At 41.2% G+C, this 19,326-nt stretch carries 17 protein-coding genes; 5 read left to right on the forward strand and 12 right to left on the reverse strand.

Translation table 11 applies throughout. The features are described from left to right. Positions 1 to 13: 13 nt before the first annotated feature. The 5 genes from WH223_RS10050 to WH223_RS10070 all read right to left on the reverse strand — a co-directional run bounded on the left by WH223_RS10050 (position 14) and on the right by WH223_RS10070 (position 5,927). Positions 14 to 1,309, reverse strand: a complete 1,296-nt coding sequence (locus WH223_RS10050; protein WP_340047488.1) for an NAD(P)/FAD-dependent oxidoreductase — start codon at positions 1,307 to 1,309, stop codon at positions 14 to 16. Positions 1,310 to 1,553: 244 nt separating this feature from the next. Further along, entirely contained in the window at positions 1,554 to 2,837 is a 1,284-nt protein-coding gene (gene hisD / locus WH223_RS10055; RefSeq protein ID WP_340047489.1) for a histidinol dehydrogenase, read from the reverse strand. A gap of 1 nt (position 2,838) precedes the next feature. Further along, positions 2,839 to 3,690, reverse strand: a complete 852-nt coding sequence (gene hisG, locus WH223_RS10060) for an ATP phosphoribosyltransferase (RefSeq protein ID WP_340047490.1) — start codon at positions 3,688 to 3,690, stop codon at positions 2,839 to 2,841. A 233-nt stretch (positions 3,691 to 3,923) separates the two neighbouring features. Further along, positions 3,924 to 4,763: a prephenate dehydrogenase gene (locus WH223_RS10065; protein ID WP_340047491.1), complete on the reverse strand. Its 840-nt coding sequence runs from the start codon at positions 4,761 to 4,763 to the stop codon at positions 3,924 to 3,926. A 3-nt stretch (positions 4,764 to 4,766) separates the two neighbouring features. Beyond that, the gene (locus WH223_RS10070; protein WP_340047492.1) at positions 4,767 to 5,927 is read right to left on the reverse strand and encodes a pyridoxal phosphate-dependent aminotransferase; all 1,161 of its coding nucleotides are present in this window, start codon (positions 5,925 to 5,927) and stop codon (positions 4,767 to 4,769) included. A gap of 271 nt (positions 5,928 to 6,198) precedes the next feature. On the opposite strand from WH223_RS10070, the gene WH223_RS10075 reads away from it, so the two are divergent. From WH223_RS10075 to WH223_RS10090, 4 genes are all read left to right on the forward strand, one after another. Continuing rightward, the gene (locus WH223_RS10075) at positions 6,199 to 8,034 is read left to right on the forward strand and encodes an ABC transporter ATP-binding protein (RefSeq protein WP_340047493.1); all 1,836 of its coding nucleotides are present in this window, start codon (positions 6,199 to 6,201) and stop codon (positions 8,032 to 8,034) included. A gap of 214 nt (positions 8,035 to 8,248) precedes the next feature. Further along, positions 8,249 to 9,442: an aminofutalosine synthase MqnE gene (gene mqnE / locus WH223_RS10080; RefSeq protein ID WP_340047494.1), complete on the forward strand. Its 1,194-nt coding sequence runs from the start codon at positions 8,249 to 8,251 to the stop codon at positions 9,440 to 9,442. 6 nt (positions 9,443 to 9,448) lie between these two features. Beyond that, entirely contained in the window at positions 9,449 to 10,075 is a 627-nt protein-coding gene (locus tag WH223_RS10085; RefSeq protein WP_340047495.1) for a histidine phosphatase family protein, read from the forward strand. Further along, a complete protein-coding gene (locus WH223_RS10090; RefSeq protein ID WP_340047496.1) occupies positions 10,068 to 10,790 on the forward strand; it encodes a menaquinone biosynthetic enzyme MqnA/MqnD family protein in 723 nt (240 codons plus the stop codon). Before WH223_RS10085 ends, WH223_RS10090 begins: the two co-directional genes overlap by 8 nt. 2 nt (positions 10,791 to 10,792) lie before the next feature. On the opposite strand, the gene WH223_RS10095 is transcribed toward WH223_RS10090, so the two are convergent. The 7 genes from WH223_RS10095 to rpsF all read right to left on the reverse strand — a co-directional run bounded on the left by WH223_RS10095 (position 10,793) and on the right by rpsF (position 15,697). After that, complete coding sequence (locus WH223_RS10095; protein WP_340047497.1) at positions 10,793 to 12,004, reverse strand: chloride channel protein; 1,212 nt, start codon at positions 12,002 to 12,004, stop codon at positions 10,793 to 10,795. 30 nt (positions 12,005 to 12,034) lie between these two features. Then, positions 12,035 to 12,412 (reverse strand): DUF423 domain-containing protein, encoded by a 378-nt coding sequence (locus WH223_RS10100; protein ID WP_340047498.1) that lies wholly within the window; start codon positions 12,410 to 12,412, stop codon positions 12,035 to 12,037. Between the two features lies 1 nt (position 12,413). Then, positions 12,414 to 13,106: a thioredoxin domain-containing protein gene (locus tag WH223_RS10105; protein ID WP_340047499.1), complete on the reverse strand. Its 693-nt coding sequence runs from the start codon at positions 13,104 to 13,106 to the stop codon at positions 12,414 to 12,416. Between the two features lie 141 nt (positions 13,107 to 13,247). After that, positions 13,248 to 14,501: a PQQ-dependent sugar dehydrogenase gene (locus WH223_RS10110; protein ID WP_340047500.1), complete on the reverse strand. Its 1,254-nt coding sequence runs from the start codon at positions 14,499 to 14,501 to the stop codon at positions 13,248 to 13,250. A 108-nt stretch (positions 14,502 to 14,609) separates the two neighbouring features. Next, positions 14,610 to 15,053: a 50S ribosomal protein L9 gene (gene rplI / locus WH223_RS10115; RefSeq protein WP_340047501.1), complete on the reverse strand. Its 444-nt coding sequence runs from the start codon at positions 15,051 to 15,053 to the stop codon at positions 14,610 to 14,612. Positions 15,054 to 15,065: 12 nt separating this feature from the next. After that, positions 15,066 to 15,329, reverse strand: a complete 264-nt coding sequence (gene rpsR, locus WH223_RS10120) for a 30S ribosomal protein S18 (RefSeq protein ID WP_103906215.1) — start codon at positions 15,327 to 15,329, stop codon at positions 15,066 to 15,068. Further along, positions 15,329 to 15,697 (reverse strand): 30S ribosomal protein S6, encoded by a 369-nt coding sequence (rpsF, locus tag WH223_RS10125; RefSeq protein ID WP_340047502.1) that lies wholly within the window; start codon positions 15,695 to 15,697, stop codon positions 15,329 to 15,331. Before rpsF ends, rpsR begins: the two co-directional genes overlap by 1 nt. 469 nt (positions 15,698 to 16,166) lie before the next feature. Between rpsF and WH223_RS10130 the strand changes: the two genes are divergently transcribed. Further along, positions 16,167 to 19,274 (forward strand): SusC/RagA family TonB-linked outer membrane protein, encoded by a 3,108-nt coding sequence (locus WH223_RS10130; RefSeq protein ID WP_340047503.1) that lies wholly within the window; start codon positions 16,167 to 16,169, stop codon positions 19,272 to 19,274. Positions 19,275 to 19,326 lie beyond the last annotated feature (52 nt).

Below are 19,326 nucleotides of genomic sequence, written 5' to 3' on the forward strand. Positions count from 1 at the left end.
GCTTTTTTATGTTTTAAACTTTCGTTCTTACTTCATTTTGATCATGCTTACGTTCGCTACGAATGATAAGACGTAGTCCAGAGTTCGCCGAGTAGAAAGACCATATCCAGTTGCCCAATAGTTTCCATTTGTTACGGAAGCCTGCTATTGGAATTAAGTGGATTAGTAACCAAGTTACCCAAGCAAATAATCCAGTGAAGGAGAATTTTGGCAAATCGGCTACCGCTTTATAACGGGTGATAACAGCCATACTTCCTTTATCCCAGTAGGAGAAAGGTTTGCGTCCTTGGTTGTTGTCATTAGAAATAATGTTTTTCGCTAATAACACACCTTGCTGCATCGCTACCTGTGCAAGTTGCGGGTGTCCGTTCGGGAAGTTAGCATCCGCAGACTGGAAACATACGTCACCAATAGCGAAGATGTTTTCGTAACCATCTACTGCGTTGTATCCATCAACAAGAACACGGCGTCCACGCGTGAATTTCTCCGCAGGAAGTCCTGGAAGCTCACGTGCAATAACACCAGAAGTCCACAATAAGGTTTTCGTTTTTATTTGCGTATCGTTACCTAAGATAACAACGTCATCGATATAATCTTTAACAGCAACGTTAAGGGTGATTTCAATACCTAAACCCGTAAGTACATCGTAAGCTTCTTTTTGTGCTACTTTACTCATCGGGCCTAATAAAGCAGGACCAGCATCTACTAAAAAGATTTTCGGTTTAACGCCATTCAACTCCGGATATTCTTTACGGATAATGCGCTCACTCAATTCGGCAATCATTCCTGATAATTCAACACCTGAAGGACCACCACCAGCAACGACAATATTAAGGTAAGCGTCACGGTTAGGGTCGTCGTTATGCGTAATATAATCTTCTAGGTTTGCTAAAATCTTATTACGTATAGCCAATGCATCTGTGATGTTTTTCATTGGAAATGAGTTCTTTTTCACATTTTCCAATCCGAAATAATTCGTCTCCGTACCATTAGCTAACACCAAATAGTCATAGGATAAGATACCTGTATCTGTATGAATTTGGTTGTTTTCACTATCAATATTTGTTAACTTACCAAGGTGAAAAGAGAAGTTTTTTGTTTTCTTAAAAATCTTTCTGAACGGAGTGCTAATATTGGAGTTTTCAATAAATGCTGTAGCAACCTGATAGATTAAAGGAGGGAAGAAGTGGTAGTTGTTGATGTCAACTAAAGTTACGTCGTATGCAGGGTTATTATTCAAGGACTTCACGAAGTTCAAACCTGCAAATCCGCCTCCTACAACTACAATTTTCTTTTTATTGTCTGCCATTATATAAGCTGTTATTTTTGTATTATCTCGCCTTTTTCGAAAGTTGTTGAAACATTCAATAACCCTATTTTGATAAAGGGAGATGCAAATCTAACGAAATTTGACCTGAGAAGCAACAAAAATAGAAAGCTTAATACATGCAAAAGATAGGCTTTTTCTGCGCGAATAAATAAAGTTCACGTAGCGAAGGGCCTATCTTTTACAATGCTTTAGGAGAGGAAGCATTTTCCTCTTTTTTCAGGTGCTATTTACGGATTGTTACGGCATTTTTATGCGCATGCAAGCCTTCTAGTTCCGCTAATATCTCTACGGTTGTACCAATCTGCTGTAAACCTTCTTCCGAAATATGTTGAAAGGTGATTTTTTTGACAAATGAGTCTACAGAAACGCCAGAATAGGAGCGTGCGTAGCCACTGGTCGGTAAAGTATGGTTTGTACCCGATGCATAATCACCCGCACTTTCGGGCGTAAGATGGCCTAAAAATACCGATCCTGCGTTGATAATACGGCGCGATAAAGGCTCCCAATTGTCTACCGCCAAAATCAAATGCTCCGGTGCATAGTCGTTCGAAAATTGCATGGCCTCTTGCAGATCTGTCGCTACGACAGCGTAAGAATTTGCAATAGCTTGTCGTGCAATTTCGGCGCGCGGCAGTACATCTACTTGATTTTTTAACTCACTATTTACGGCATCTACGAACGTAACGTCTGTCGTCACCAATACTGCCTGGCTATCTGGGCCATGTTCGGCTTGCGCCAATAGGTCGGCCGCAACGAAGGCTGGTGAGGCTGTTTCATCAGCAATGACTAAGACTTCCGATGGACCAGCAGGCATATCTATGCTCACGTTAGTGATTCCTTGGATAAGGCTTTTCGCTTTCGTTACATATTGATTTCCTGGACCAAATATCTTGTCAACTTTAGGTATTGTCGATGTGCCGAAGGCCATAGCTGCCACGGCTTGCGCGCCACCCACCAAATAGATACGCTCTATCTTGAGGAGGTGTAGGCAGTAGGCTACGTAGCCATTTATCTTACCGTCCTTTTGCGGAGGTGAACAAACGACAATCTCTTTACAGCCCGCGATGCGCGCAGGTACGCCAAGCATCAGTAGCGTGCTTGGTAGTACAGCAGATCCTCCAGGTATGTAAAGACCCACCCGTTGAATAGGGCGCACCTCTCTCCAGCATTTTACGCCGGGCATAGTTTCTACGGTACGTTCGCGCTTTAGCTGTGTGCTATGAAAGCGGTGTATATTTTGAAAAGCAATCTCCAAGGCGCGCTGTTGATCGCGCGGAATGTCCAAGGCTAGGGCTTCAATTTCATCCTTATCTAGAAACAGCTTTGGAAGCTCTACCTTATCAAACTGCGCTGCAAGTTGGATAAGTGCTTCGTCACCATCTTGACGAACGCGGCTTATGATAGATTCCACAGCATCTTGTACTTGATTGCTCTCGTCATTATTGCGGGTCGTCAATCGTTGAATATCCGCTTCAGATAGCTGTGTATAGGAATAGCTTTTTAGCATATTAAAGAATAATTTTTTCTATTGGCATCACCACAATTCCTTGTGCGCCAGCAGATTTTAATTTATTTATTTTTTCCCAGAAATCATCTTCTGTAATAACGGTATGAACAGCTACCCATCCTTCTTCCGCAAGCGGCATAACTGTAGGGCTTTTCACACCGTGCAATAACTCGGTAATCAAAGGTAGGTTTTCCTTCTCTACATTTAGCACCACATATTTGGTTTCTTTAGCACGTAGCACCGATTGTACACGTTGCAGTAGTTCACAAACTACAGGGTCGTCTGCTATACCTTGGCGACCAATGAGGATAGCTTCGGAGCTGCGTACATCCGCAAATGGTTTTAAACCATTACTCTTTAATGTTCCACCTGTTGATACAATATCGCAGATAGCATCACTCAAGCCCAAGCCTGGTGCAATCTCTACAGAACCCGAGATCTCTTGGATAGAAGCATTTATTTTATATTCGCTTAAGAAATTTTGAAGGATAACAGGGTAGGACGTTGCTATAGATTTGCCGTTTAGGTCTTGGAGGTCGTTTATATTAGAATCTTTAGCTACGGCAATTTTTAGGGTACATTTTCCAAAGCCTAAGCGTTGCAGGTAGTTAACTTCTGCTTGTGTTTCGTCGATTACATTTTCACCAACGATACCTAAATCAGCAATACCTTGGGCTACATATCCGGGAATATCATCATCGCGAAGGAACAATATTTCTAGGTTGAAGTTGCTTACCGTAGTGATTAGGGAACTTTTATAGTTTTCAAAAACTAGTCCGCAATTTTTTAATAACTGAACGGATTTTTCGTTTAACCTACCCGATTTCTGGATAGCGATTTTAAGATTTTTCAAAATGTAGGAATTAGCTGTATAAAATTATTAATACTAAGAAATAAATACTCCGAGGGAATTGCTTCACGTAGAAACATAAAAATTACATATCGCCAAACTGGCGATGATGCAAATGATTATGTGTTGTGAACAATGGAGTCATTTTTATTAATAATGAAGCAAATGTAAGGTATTGCTATTTATATTGCAAATCTTCTTTCAGAAAAATGGAAATATTATTAAGTAGGCAGCGCCTACTTAATAATACGTTTAATCTTGTTCGATTTTTTTATGAGTTTATGTAAACCGGAATAATCTTCTTCTTCTAGTTTATCATATAAGTTTTGGAGTTGCTTGATATGCTCTTCCAATACTTCAAGTACATTCGTCCTGTTTTGCTTGAAAATAGGCACCCACATGTCTGGCGATGATTTCGCTAGACGTACGGTCGATTGAAAACCCGATCCTGCTAATTCAAAAATACGACCTTGCGACTTCTCTTTTTCCAGGACGGTCAACGCCAAAGCGAAGGATGTCAAGTGGGAGATGTGCGACACATAAGCGGTATGCTCATCATGCTCCTCAGTATTCATGAAAGTCGTTTTCATCTCGAGCTGCTCCGTCAACGCATCTGCCAACTCAAAAGCATCTTCATCCGATTTGAAGGCTTCGACATAAACCATGACCTTATCCTTGAACAAATCCGGAATAGCAGCTTCAGGGCCTGAATACTCCGTACCAGCCATCGGATGGGCAGCAACATAGCGACCGCGTTTCGGATGCTCCGCAATGGCCTGTAGAATGTTTGTCTTCGTTGAGCCCATGTCTATGATGACCTGATCGGTCACCTGATCAAGAATCTTAGGGAGCAATTGCATAATAACGTCCACAGGAACCGTCAGTACAATGATTTTAGCCGACTGAATAGCCTCTTCCAAGGTTTGTATCTCATCGACCAAGCCGAGCTGTAGGGCTTTCTTTTGATTGGCTTCGTTTTTCTCAACGCCAATTATTTTATCACAAAAATTGGTTTCTTTTAAGCGGATACCTATGGATCCACCAATAAGACCAATACCAACTATAGCTATATTCATGATTTAAATACTTTCTTTAATACGTGCAATAGCCTTGTCTAATACTTCTTCACTAGCACATAAACTAATACGGATATAGTTTGTTCCGGCGGAGCCGAAAATACCGCCTGGCGTAATAAACACATGGGCATCCTGCAAAACTTTATCCGTTAAGGCATATCCGTCGGCTATGGTGCCTGGGATTTTAGCCCATACAAAAAGTCCAACTTGCGCCGTGCTGTAAGTACATCCTAATAAATCCATCAATTCAAACACCTTAGCGCGACGACGTGCATAGGTATCATTTAGCTGGGTGTACCAATCGCTGTCTAGCTGCAAAGCCTTAGCTGCTGCTAGCTGCAAGGGTAGAAACATACCCGAGTCCATGTTGCTTTTAAAGCGTAGGATCTCGTTAATACGTGCCGCATCGGCCACCAACATACCAACACGCCATCCGGCCATGTTAGAGGATTTACTAAGCGAATTTAACTCTATAGCAATATCCATGGCGCCAGGAACAGCCATAATACTGCGAGGCTCATCGTTTAAGATAAAGCTGTACGGATTATCATGGCATATCAAAATATTATGTTTCTTCCCGAAGGCAATGATACGCTCGAAAAGCTCTTGCGTTGCTAAAGCGCCTGTGGGCATATGCGGATAGTTAATCCACATCATTTTAACCTTAGAAAGATCACGCTTCTCAAGTTCTTCAAAGTCGGGTTGCCAATTTTTGTCAGCTTGTAATTCGTAAGATACGATAGTTGCTTCCGTCAGTTTCACTGCGCTGCTATAGGCAGGATACCCCGGGTTAGGCACTAAAACCTCATCACCAGCCTCTAAGTAGGTCATACAAATATGTACGATACCTTCTTTAGAACCTATCAATGGTAATATCTCTGTTTCTGGGTTTAGCTCAACTTGATAATAACGACGATACCAGTCGGCCATGGCTTGACGCAAAATTGGAGATCCTTTATAATTTTGATAACCATGCGTGTTTGCCTTAGCAGATTCTTCATTCAACACCTGTATCACCGACGGGTGTGGAGGGAGGTCAGGACTACCAATGCCCAGGTTAATAACCTGCGCACCACTTTTATTCATCGCATCAATCTCTCGAAGTTTCTTCGAGAAGTAATACTCTTCAGTTTGTTGTAGTCTTTTCGCAACGTTAATGTTCATGCGTATATACAATTTAAGCTGACTAAATTACAGATAATCCTTAACAAAACTTTATTAATTAGCTTGAAAAAGTTTGCCAATTATTCCGGTATCGTAAAATATCGTAGGGCTTGACAATATCACGTTATCGGTTGTGTGGAGCCTATGAAACATAAACGCTGTGTAAAATTATGTATGTTGAACGCCCTAAAAAGGGCAAACGGTGATATTCCTAGGGCTTGGAGTATATAATACAAGTAGCTTTTATTACTTTTGTGGCTTATCATAATACATGAAAACATATTTTAGACTGCTTTCGTTTGCAAAACCCATTGAGAAATATGCGATTCCGTATATTATCTGTACGATTATTACCGTGGTTTTTGGAACGTTAAACCTTGCCCTTTTAGTTCCCTTATTGCAAGTTTTATTTAAAGGAACAGGAGATGCTAATCTTACTCCTGTTGAAGCTGTAGCAAAGCCAGATGGCATTGGTGATTTGGGCGGCTGGTTTACCTACTATGCGGATAAGCTATACTTCGATTTAGGGCCTTATGAGGCTTTGAAGTATGTTTGTATCGTCATTGTAATATCTGTATTTATAAGTAATCTTTTCCGATATCTATCCCAGCGTATCATGGAGAACTTACGCATCCATACGTTGTTAAACCTGCGTAAATCAGTTTTTAATAGTGTTATGGACCTTAATTTGGGCTATTTCAATAGCCAACGTAAGGGAGATATCATGTCTAAGATTGCTTCAGATGTTCAGGTTGTTCAGTTCTCTGTGACAGGCACTTTACAGGTTGTCTTTAAAGAGCCGCTTCAGTTAATTGCTTATATCTTTGTTTTATTTTCGCTTTCGGCGAAATTGACTTTATTCTCTTTACTTGTTATCCCGGTATCTGCTTTTTTTATCTCTCGTATTGTTAAGAAATTGCGCTCACAAGCACGTGAAGGTCAGCAATCGTATGCTAATATGATTTCTTACTTGGATGAAGCATTGTCAGGGATTAAAATAATTAAGGCTTTTAACGCGACATCTTTTATTAAGAATCGTTTCAACGGTGAGAGTGAAAGCTACTCCAAGATTATGCGCCGTATGGCTCGTCGTCAGCAAATGGGGTCGCCTGTGTCCGAGTTGCTAGGGGTGGTGATGGTCGCTATCATCTTGTTGTATGGTGGTAATTTGGTTCTTTCAGGGCAAGGTGAATTAAAAGCTTCTGAATTTATCGGTTACATCGCTGTATTTTCCCAAGTGATGCGCCCAGCAAAAGCATTAACGGATGCCTTTTCTAATATTCACAGCGGTATTGCTGCTGGGGAGCGTGTTTTAGAGCTTGTCGACCAAAAAAGCTCCGTTACCGATAAAGAAGATGCAAAAACGATTTCTACGTTCAATTCTACAATCGTATTTGATAACGTTGGTTTTTCTTACGGTGATAAAGAGATATTGAAAAATGTGAATCTTACCATTCCAAAAGGACAGACAGTCGCTTTAGTAGGCCCTTCAGGTGGAGGAAAGTCTACTTTGGTTGACTTGATACCTCGTTTCATGGATGTGAATACAGGAAAGATTTTGCTTGACGGTACGGATGTACGTGACTTGAAGCAGGATGATATACGCGCCTTGATGGGTACCGTAAATCAGGAGTCTATTTTATTTAATGATACCATTTTTAATAATATTGCTTTTGCTAATACCGAAGCTACACAGCAAGAGGTAGAGCATGCGGCTAAGATTGCGAATGCACACGAGTTTATTATGAAGAGTGAGAATGGATACGAAACGAATATTGGTGACCGTGGTGCTAGGCTTTCTGGCGGGCAGCGTCAACGTATATGTATTGCGCGTGCTGTATTGAAGAATCCACCGATTATGCTATTGGATGAGGCTACTTCTGCACTCGATACGGAGTCCGAAAAATTAGTGCAAGACTCCCTGTATAAATTAATGGAAAACCGTACTACGGTTGTTATTGCCCACCGTTTAAGTACGATTCAAAACGCCGATAAAATTGTTGTTATCAACGCTGGCGTTGTTGAAGAGGAAGGAACACATCAAGAGCTTATTGCTAAAGAAGGTCTGTATAAACGACTTATCGATATGCAACAGTTCTCTGTATAATAGAAAAGGCGATTTAAAAAATCGCCTTTTTTTGTATATGTATGTTGTCTTTTTTCGGTTTACTTCCGTTGAGGCATCATTTTGGTAGTAGGTATTGTAAAGGGCTTTTTAAAGCTTTAGGCACGTTTTTATGACATTATTTAAAGATGAACATCCGGTCTTTTTATTGTATTTAAACGTAAATTTAGCTAAGTTTGTTAGATAGGAGATAGAAATGAATGCAACGCAAAAACTTGATTTTTTAATTCAAGATAAAAACTTAGACGAGAGTTTAAAAAGTATTGCCCTGAAGGTGATTAACAGTGAGCGAATTAGCTATGAAGAGGGCGTTATATTATACGAAAAAGGAGAGCTAGGCTACTTAGGTGTACTGGCTAACTATATCCGCGAGAAGCGCCATGGCGACGTTACTTATTTCAATAGGAACTTTCATATTGAGCCTACCAATGTTTGTGTATATGACTGTAAATTTTGTGCCTATTCACGTTTAATCAAAGAACGTGACCAAGGGTGGGAAATGGAAGTTGAAGGTATGATGGATATCGTTAGAAAATATGACGATGAAGCCGTTACCGAAGTGCATATAACAGGAGGGGTGGTACCGAAGCAGAACTTAGCTTTTTATGCAGATTTCTTCCAGCAGTGTAAAGCACACCGTCCCGACTTACATATCAAAGGCCTTACGCCGGTAGAGTATTACTATATTTTTAAGAAGGCTAAACTTAGCCACTATGAAGGTTTAAAATACCTTCAAAGCTGTGGTTTGGATTCTATGCCTGGTGGTGGTGCTGAAATTTTTCATGAAGAGATTCGTGAGCAGATATCAGGCGATAAGTGTACTGCAGAGCAATGGCTTGACATTCATGAGCAAGCACATAAATTGGGTATGCGTACCAATGCGACGATGCTTTATGGTCACATTGAATCATTCTGGCACCGTGTAGACCATATGGAGCGTTTACGCCAGTTGCAAGATAAAACAGGTGGATTCCAAACCTTCATTCCTTTAAAATTCAGAAATAAAGGACACCAGATGGATAATATTCCGGAGGTATCTGTTATTGAGGATTTACGTAACTACGCTATCGCTCGTATTTATTTGGACAATTTCGACCATATTAAAGCATACTGGGCAATGATTTCGCGTGATACTGCGCAGCTGTCATTAGCTTTCGGTGTTGATGATATTGATGGTACACTAGATGATACCACCAAGATTTATTCTATGGCAGGTGCTGAAGAGCAGAAACCAGGTATGAGCACACAAGAGTTAGTAGAACTGATAAAGAATGTAGGTCGCCATCCAATTGAGCGCGATACACTTTACGGGGTTGTTAAAGATTTCAAAGACGTAGAATTTGAAGGTGCAGTAAAACCCAAATATTACGCTTTACCCGTTGTTGATTAATTCGATTTGAAAAAAACATTTTATTTTATCCGTCACGGACAGACAGACTTGAACTTAAAAGGGATAGTCCAAGGTAGAGGTGTGAATTCACCTTTAAATGCTACGGGCATTAACCAAGCTAAGGCCTTTTTCGATACCTACAAGGAGGTTCCTTTTAACAAAGTATATATTTCCACCTTGTTACGTACAGAACAGACGGTAGCCAATTTTATCGCGCTAGGTATCCCTTTCGAGGAGCTTGTAGGTCTTGATGAGATCAGCTGGGGCGATTATGAAGGGAAAGTGCAGAGTTCTGATATCTTAGATGGCTTTGGAAAAGTGGTTGAGGAATGGCGTAATGGGAATTTAGATTTTAGTATTACAAACGGTGAGTCTCCAAATGAGGTTGTTAAACGTCAGAAAGAGGCTATCGCGCATATGTTGGCGCAACCCGATGAAGATACGGTTTTGGTTTGTATGCATGGCAGGGCGTTACGCATTATGCTAACACACTTAACAGGAGTACCTGTGCAGCAGATGGATGATTTTCCGCATACCAATACCGCATTATACATTTTAGATTATGAAGATGGTACGTTTCGTATCAGCGATTATTATAATACAGCGCATTTAGAAGGATTAATAGATGAGTAAAATAAGGATATCTGCTGTATCTTATACCAATACCTTACCATTTCTGCAAGGTATCAAAGCTTCAGCAGCGTTGATAGAACAAATAGACCTATCGGTCGATTACCCAAGTGAATGTGCAAGGAAAGTATTGGCCGATGAGGCCGACATGGGAATTATCCCTATTGCTGCCTTAGCTTCTTTGGAGGACTATCAGCTAATTGGTGATTATTGTATTGGTAGTGATGGTGCTGTAGACTCTGTTTTTATCTTCTCCGAAAAACCAATACATGCAATTAAAAGTCTGCGCTTAGATCCGGAATCACGCACCTCCAATGGGCTGGCTAGAATTCTTCTGAAACATTTCTGGAAAGTTGATGTAGACGTGGTGACTGAAGGAGAGGCCGATGCTTATGTGCTGATTGGCGACCGTACTTTTGGTAAAAAAGGAACGGTTCCTTATGCCTATGATTTAGGACAATACTGGAAAGAAATGACGGGATTACCCTTTGCTTATGCCGTATGGGCAGCAAAGAAACCGTTGCCAGCAGCTTTTGTTGAAGCCTTTAACACAGCTTTGGCGGAGGGGGTGTCACAACCTGAAAAGGTCATTCCTGGACTTCCTATCTATGCCGACTTTGATTACAAAAAGTACTTTACAGTCCATTTAGACTATCATTTAACGGCCGAGAAAAGAGAAGCCATAGCACGTTATTTAACGCTTTACAAAGCGCTATAAGTTTATTTGTTAAGTGGTTGGACAGGCTCTTCTTCTGTGTAGATGCCATGCTTTCCAGCCACTGCATAACTTATAAAGCAGGCTATAGCAAACCATATAAAAGCCTCTCCGCCGAAGAGCTCAATTCCCATTATGGTACAGGCGATAGGTGTTTTGGTACATCCAGAAAACACAGCTACAAGCCCCATAGCCGCGAGTAAAGCGAGTGGCAACGGAATAAATAGAAAGAGCGCATTTCCTAAAGTCGCTCCAATGAAAAATAAAGGAGTAACTTCGCCACCCTTAAAACCCGCACATAACGTAATCGCGGTCAATAGTATTTTAATGGCAAAATCATAGGGCTCTAGCGCGCTATCGAAGCTCGCTACTAAAGTAGGTATGCCTAAGCCAATATGACGAGTAGTGCCCGAGAAATAAACCCAAGCTACAATAATTAATCCACCGATAAATGGCCTTACGAGGGGCTGCTTAATCCATCCAAATGCTTTTTTTAAGCCTTGGTTAAGGAGTACAAAAGCACGTGCCGTAAGTCCGAAGCAAAGGGCTGCTAAAGCTACCCATAGCAGTGGCATAAAACCTAGCTTAGGAATATCCATTAGCGTAGGGTAAAGGGTATGCTGATTGCCATATAAGCTACATACCCAAGCAGCGAGTAAGGAGCTCAAGAGTACAAGCACCCAAGCTTGCCAGCGCTTAGCCTTCCAGCCTACAATTTCTAAAGCAAATAGGTAGCCTGCCCAAGGCGTACCAAATAGCGAGGCAAATCCAGCGGCGATACCACATTGGAGGAGAATCTTTCTATCGGCAGTATCGAATTTAAAGAAGCGATTAAACTGATCGGCCAGGCTTGCTCCATATTGTATGGCCGTACCTTCACGACCTGCAGAACCACCAAACAGGTGCGTAAGTAAGGTGCTGAAAAATATAAGAGGCGCCATGCGTAAAGGTAATACCGTTTTTGGGTTACGGTATTCGGCGAGGATGAGTAGATTTCCTCCCTGCACATTAGCGCCATAACTACGATAAATCCATACAATAAAGACTCCGACAAAAGGCAACAAGCCGAATAGCCAAAAATGACCTTCCCGATAATCCGTTACCCAGCTCAGCATGTACAAGAAAAGGGCAGAGGTGCTGCCCACAAGCACAGCGATGCCTATTAGGGATAAAATCCATTTCTGTATACTCCGATAAGTGTCTTTATGATTCAGCACGCGATTGATAAAAGCTATAATAAATCGGCCTTAGATAAAGCTCACTAAAAGAGATACCCAGCCCATAATCATCAACAAGCCACCAAGCGGAGTGATGGGGCCTAAGAACTTAAGATTTGCTTTCCAATAATTTGCAAAGGCAAGCAGGTAAATGCTGACAGAAAAAAGCAAAACACCAATTAGCATAAAATAACAAGCCAGACGGACACTCTGCAGGGTGAAATCTGCTTGATAGCCTACAACGAGCAAAGCCAAGGCGTGATACCATTGATAGCGAACGCCAACCTCGAAGGAGCTAAGTTTATCTTCAGGTAATATTTTTTTAAAAGCATGCGCTCCAAAAGCGCCCAAGATGGTTGCCAAAGCAGCTAAAACTGCTGCCGCCATTAATGCTGTTTCATTAATCATGTTATCGGTGTTTTTTGAGTTCGTTGGTTAAGGTTTGTTCATCAATAGACCCGGTATAATCCCACACCAGTTTACCAGCTTTAAAAAGCTGCAATCGAGGTATAGCTTGTACCGCTAAGGTCTTTAACAAGTCTTTATTGGTGTCTGCATCGATATATACGACTTTAATACCTAAGGACTTATCTTTCTCCACTTTTACAAGCAAAGGCTTTATCTCTTGACAAGGGCCACACCAAGTGGCCGTAAAATCCACAAGCACCAAATGCTGGGCTGTCTTAATCGCTTCAAAGTCATTTACAGATAAACCCTTATCCTTAGTCGCTGCCGGCGTATCATGCAGCTGCTGGTAGCTTAGGTATCCACCCTGAAGTTCAAATACCTGAAAGCCCTGTGCCGTTAGTGCTTCAGCCGCTTTAGCGCTACGCCCACCACTTAGACAGTATACAAAAACGGGGTTTTTCTTATTCAGCTTTTTGGTAGTTTCATCAAAAGCGGCCCGGTCAGACCAATTTATATTTTGCGCCTTGGAGATATGGCCCGCTTGGTACTCATCGCTTGTTCGCACATCAATAAGCTGCGCTTTCTTTTGTTTTTCATACGCTTGGACAAAATCTGTCGCATTCAACTTTGTCTGTGCGAAAAGCAGTTGTGAGCTGTATATAAAAAGAGCAAAAAGTAAAAATAGATTGCGCATAATATGATATGTATACGGTAAAGATACTAAAATTAAAAGACCAAATCCGAACAGATTTGGTCTTTTAAACATGCTTAATCAGTAAGCGTCATCGCTGTTATTTATCTACAAACAACAGGGTAGAGGCCTACTATCTCGTTGTTACTTTTTATCAATTTTGTATAAGAATCCAGCATCGGTAATGGCGAATAATTCTCCATTTTTACCTTGAGCTACATCACGGAAACGTTGACCTTCTTTCGCTAATAGACGCTCTTCGCCTACAACTTTACGATCCTTGATTACTAAACGAGCGATATGCGTGCTGCTTAAGCCGCCACTGAATAAGCTGTTCTTCCATTCCGGGATATTATTCGCGGTGTAGAACGTAAGTCCACTAGGCGACAATACCGGATCCCAGTAGTAAACAGGTTGCTCTAATCCTTTTTTCTGCTGAATTACTGGATTGCCAATTTGCTTTCCGCTGTATTCAATACCATACGTAATCGTTGGCCAGCCATAGTTCTTTCCGGGCGAGATAACATTTAACTCATCACCACCACGCGGACCAAACTCCGTTTCCCATAGATCACCTGTTTGTGGATGGATAGCCAGTCCTTGAATATTACGGTGTCCATAGCTATAAATTTCTGGTAAAGCACCTTTCTGTCCAGCAAACGGATTTCCTGATGCTGGTTTTCCTTCTTTTGTTATTCTTAAGATTTTACCTAATGCAGAGTTCAATGATTGCGCTTGCGGGCGTGTTTCTAGCTCAGAACGCTCGCCAGTACTCACGAGTAGGTTTCCTTGTTTATCGAAGATGATACGTCCACCATAATGCAGCTTACCATTGAAAGTAGGCAATGCACGGTAGATCACAGTAGCGCCTTCAATTGTTTTTTCATCTTTAGCTAGTTTACCTTTAGCTACCGCCGTATGATTACCTCCTTTAACAGGCTCTACAAACACCCAGTATACCTCGCGTGTTTTCGCAAAGTCTGGTGCTATCGTAAGGCCTAATAACCCTCCTTGTGCTTGCGAATCAACTTTCGGAGCTCCAGTTATCGGTTGACTTACTTGACCATTGCTCGCTACAATACGGAACGTACCTTCTTTTTCACTAATCAATAGTCGGCCATCAGGAAGTACGGCAATACCCCATGGTGATTTCAATGCTTTGGTCACAATAGTCGTACTGTAAGGTGTTTGTGTTTTAACACCAGCAATACGCGTTTGACCTTTAAAAGCAGGTTGGAAATTAGAATTAGCTTTATTCTTTTCAACAGGAGGGTAAATGCTATCTATAATTGCAGTTGTTCCATCGTTTGTATTCGCATTTGAACTCGCAGGGGAGTTGCAGGCGAACAACAGTAGGCCACTAGAAAGCAATAGAAATGCGGGGATTGGGCGTCTCATAGTTTTGTATATAGTTTTAGGATATATACGCAAAATAAGAAAAATAACCTTACAAAAAAAGCCTTCCTACAAATTGTAGAAAGGCTTTCTCTATGTGTATGTTGCTAATTACTCAGCGATTACATCAAAAGGAACTTGAACTTTCACTTCTTTGTGTAAGTTTAAGTTAGCGATGTATTCACCTAAAGTTTTAGGCTCTACTTCAAAAGTGATACGACGACGGTCAACATCAAAACCTTGAGCTTTCAAAGCATCAGCAATTTGAATGCTGTTTACTTTACCGAAGATTTTTCCTGTCTCACCAGCTTTAGCACCGATAGAAAGTTTAATGCTTTCTAATTTAGTAGCTAATTCAGTAGCGTCTTTTTTAATTTTATCTTGTTTAAACTGAGCTTGTTTAATGTTCTCAGCTAATACTTTCTTAGCAGATGAAGTTGCTAAGGTAGCAAAACCTTGAGGGATCAAGTAGTTACGACCGTAACCTGGCTTTACAACTACGATATCGTCTTTTTCGCCTAGGTGTTTAATATCTTGTTTTAGAATAACTTCCATGTTGTCTCCTCCTTATTTTAATGAATCTGTTACGTAAGGTAATAAACCGATAATACGCGCACGTTTTACAGCTTGAGCAACTTTACGTTGGAATTTCAATGATGTACCAGTAAGACGGCGAGGTAAGATTTTACCTTGATCGTTTACAAATTTCAATAAGAAGTTTGCGTCTTTGTAGTCGATATATTTAATACCGTTCTTTTTGAAGCGGCAATACTTTTTACGGTTGTCCTCAACTTTAGGAGCAGTCACGTATTGGATATTTTCGTTTGCCATTAGTTTGATGCCTCCTCAGTTTTAGTTTCAGTTTTTTTGTTAAACGCACCGCTACGTTTTTTCTCGTTGAATGCTAATGCATGTTTGTCTAACGCGATCGTTAAGAAACGCATTACACGCTCATCGCGTTTGTATTCAACTTCTAATTTTTTGATTAATTCACCTGGTGCCTTGAATTCAGTTAAGTGATAGTATCCAGTGCTTTTTTTCTCAATTGGATACGCTAACTTTCTCAAACCCCAATTGTCTTCAGCGACAATCTCGGCTCCGCCTTCTGTAAGGATACTTTTGAATTTAGCAATTGCCTCTTTCGCAGCATCATCAGAAAGCAACGGGGTAAGAATGATTACAGATTCGTACTGTTGCATTGTTTTAATAATTTTATTAATTAAATCTTTGTTCCGCACTCACGGAAGTGCAAAGGTAAGAATAATAGAACAATAAAACCAAGGATTTTTTCAAATAAAAGAAGGCCTAGTTTCAGTAATAGCCTTAACAAACACTATAATAGGGCATTTACCCGATTCCAAATTGTAAACCTCAAACTGCGTATTTCATACAGTGTCGATGCAGCTTATATCACGAACAACCTGATGTAAGTCTATTCATGATGCTATGTATAAGTTTCTTATACTTCCTTTGTCGCGCAGGCCGTATCATTATACATTCCTCTTTAAAGAATAATAATAGGCATCCGTTACTTGTATATAGCATATTTTTCCATGACTATGCTTTTTAAATGACGAATTGAATTTATCATTTAGCAATAGCAAACAAGACCTAGACTAATTCTAAATAGTGTAGTTTCGCAACGTTATTAATCACAAACTTATCATAATGATACGAAATTTCAAATCCCTTTCTTTGCTTGCTTTGGGACTTTATTGCCATACTGTATACGCTCAAGAGACGCGTTTGCAGGGGACAATTCTGGATAGCAAAAGCGGGAAGTCATTGTCTGGTGTTACCATTCGGGTAAAAGGAGGAACACAAGTAACGACTACAAATAAAAAAGGAGAGTTTAACTTAGTCGTAAATAAAGGAGATATCCTTTTGTTCCAATCTGTGGGTTATCAACCCAATGAACTACAGGTTGATGGAGCCCCACATATACAAATTTCCTTAAGCCAAGACCCTAAAATCATTGAAGAGGTGATGGTTACCGGCGCTTTTGGGATTCGTAGAGAGGCGCGCCAAGTAGGGGTATCTACGGCTACCGTTGGTGATAAGAGCTTAAATCAGGCTGCTGTAGTAAACCCATTGACGGGATTGCAGAGTAAAGTAGCAGGATTACAGATAAATATGTACGATTCGGGTGTCAACCCGCAAGTGCGTGTTACCCTTCGTGGAGCGCGCAATATAGCGGATGGCGCCAATGAGCCTTTGTTTGTTGTAGATGGTGTTCCGATGCCAGCTATTGAGTCACTCAATCCGCAGCTTGCCAATTCGGCACGTACGACCTCCGCCTTTTCGGCCATCAATCCAAATGATATTGAAGAGATTACCGTACTCAAAGGCGCTAATGCAGCCGCTATCTACGGGTCGCAGGGTGTTAATGGTGTTATTTTAGTAACAACCAAGAAGGGTAAATCCGGATCCGGACAGATCGCATTTTCCAACAGTACATTATTAGAAAATATAGCTTGGCTACCCGAATTCCAAGATGAATTTGGCGCAGGCTTCAACGGGGTATTCCAGCCTTATGAAATCCGCTCTTGGGGTCCTAAGTATGACGGAAGCACGGTACAAGTAGGACCTAAGCTACCCGATGGAACACAATGGAGCTTACCATTCTCACCGATAAAGAATCAGAAGAACAAGTTTTTCGATACAGGTATTTCGCAGCAGAATGGCTTAACCTTCTCTGGAGGTGACGATAAATCCACTTTTTACATGTCGGCACAGCATGTGCTAACCAAAGGAACAGTGCCTAAAGATAAAAGCAATAAAACAAGCTTACGCTTTAACGGTAGCCGTAAATTCAACCAATTGGAAACGGGTTATAGTGTTTCCTACGTGCGCACTGAAGATAATACAACAACCTCCGAACCGTGGAATAATGTAAGGTCTATTCCTTTGTATATCCCGATTACAGAGCTAAAAGATTGGAGAAATGACCCGAAGGCAAGTCCTGATTATTTCTTTTCCAATAGCAGTATCAACCCATACTGGGGGATTGACAACCAGCGTCGTTACAATACGCAGAATAATCTGAATGGTAATATCAATCTTTCCTATACGTTTAATGACTATTTTAAAGCCATTTACCGTATCGGTCTGACCAATGTTAACACGGCATTGCGCACGGAGAACGCGCCCATAACCTATGCCTCCGTATTTGGTGCAGATGGTAAAGCCTACGCTAGACCTGCTAATCAGGCAGGTTCCGTTGTCGATAGAACACTGTCTACCTTGCAGTCTAATAGTGATTTTATCTTGCAGTATGACCGCAATTTTGGGAAGCTATCCTTACACGCTTTGATAGGCCATAACTACCAAGATCAAACCGCAAATTCTGTTCAAGTAGGCTCCAATGCAGTCTTGATTCCAGATACTTATAATCAGGATAACAGGACAGGGAACCTAAGTGGCGGCACTTATAAAACACATGCCCGTCGTTATTCCTTCTTTGGGGAGGTTACGCTAGGCTACAACAACTACCTGTTTGCTACCTTCAACGGACGTAATGAAACGGTCTCTCTATTGAATCCGGATAACCGTACGTTCTTTTATCCGGGCGGAAACGTATCCTTTATATTTAGCGATGCCATTGAGGCCCTAAAAGATAATAGCATTTTGTCGCTCGGTAAACTATACGCTTCAGCGAGTAAAACAGCCAATGTTTCTGTCGCTCCTTATCAACTGGTAAACACCTACGTTGCCAGCCCAGGCTTCCCATATGGCAACCTTAGCGGTTTCGAGATGAGCGGCACGAATGCGAATTATAATCTAAAGCCAGAGTTTGTCTACTCTTGGGAGGTGGGCACGCAGTTGAACTTCTTGCGCAACAGGATTCGCATGGAGGCTACTTATGCCTATGCAGATGCTAGAGATCAGGCTTTAGAGGTAAATACCTCTTATGTAACAGGCTTTAAAAGCGCTATGATGAATGCGGCACGTATGCGCAGTAAGTCTTTAGAACTTACCTTATCGGGAGATGTCGTAGCGAATAAGGATTGGAGAGTTACCGTAGGCGCCAACTACACGCATAATGACAACCGCGCCATTGAGTTGCCAGGTACTGGTGCTTTAGAGTTGTTTAAGAATAATTATTTTGTTGTAGGCGAACGCTTTCCAACATTTATGTTGTCAGATTATGCTCGCGATCCGCAAGGACGAATCATCGTTGATAAAAACGGAAATGTTAAACAGGCAGCGCAGGATACTAAAGTAGGTACCTCACAGCCCGTACATATGTTAGGTTTCAATACCTCTATCCGCTATAAGCAGGTAGAATTCAGTGCGCAGATAGATTCGCGTTGGGGAAGTGTATTTCATACCGCTTCTGCGGAAAGCATCCTAAATAACGGGCTGTTGCCACGTACAGCAGCCAATGGACGTGAACCATTTATTATGCCGAACTCCGTAATAGAAGTTAGTCCAGGTGTTTATGAGGCTAATACTAGTGTCATGAGTGCTGACGATCAAGCATGGTGGCTCGGTGCACAGCGTTCGTTTTTAGCGCCTAACTCCTTTAATGCAAGATACATTAAGCTTCGTGAAGTGTCCCTTCGCTACACATTGCCTACACAAACATTAAATCGCATAGGTTTTATCAAGACAGCTTCCATTGCCTTGATTGGGCGCAACTTAATCAATATCAGGGATAAGTCTAATACATTTGGGGACTCCGAGTTCATCTATCTTTCCAATATTGGATTTAGTGGATGGCGTACGCTTCCAGCATCAAGAACTTACGGCTTCAACCTTAATTTAACCTTCTAGGGAATCAAAGTTTAGCACGTTATTTAATTACAAATTACCATTCCATTGAAAT

Source organism: Sphingobacterium sp. MYb382, from assembly GCF_037572665.1.
Classification (GTDB): Bacteria; Bacteroidota; Bacteroidia; order Sphingobacteriales; family Sphingobacteriaceae; genus Sphingobacterium.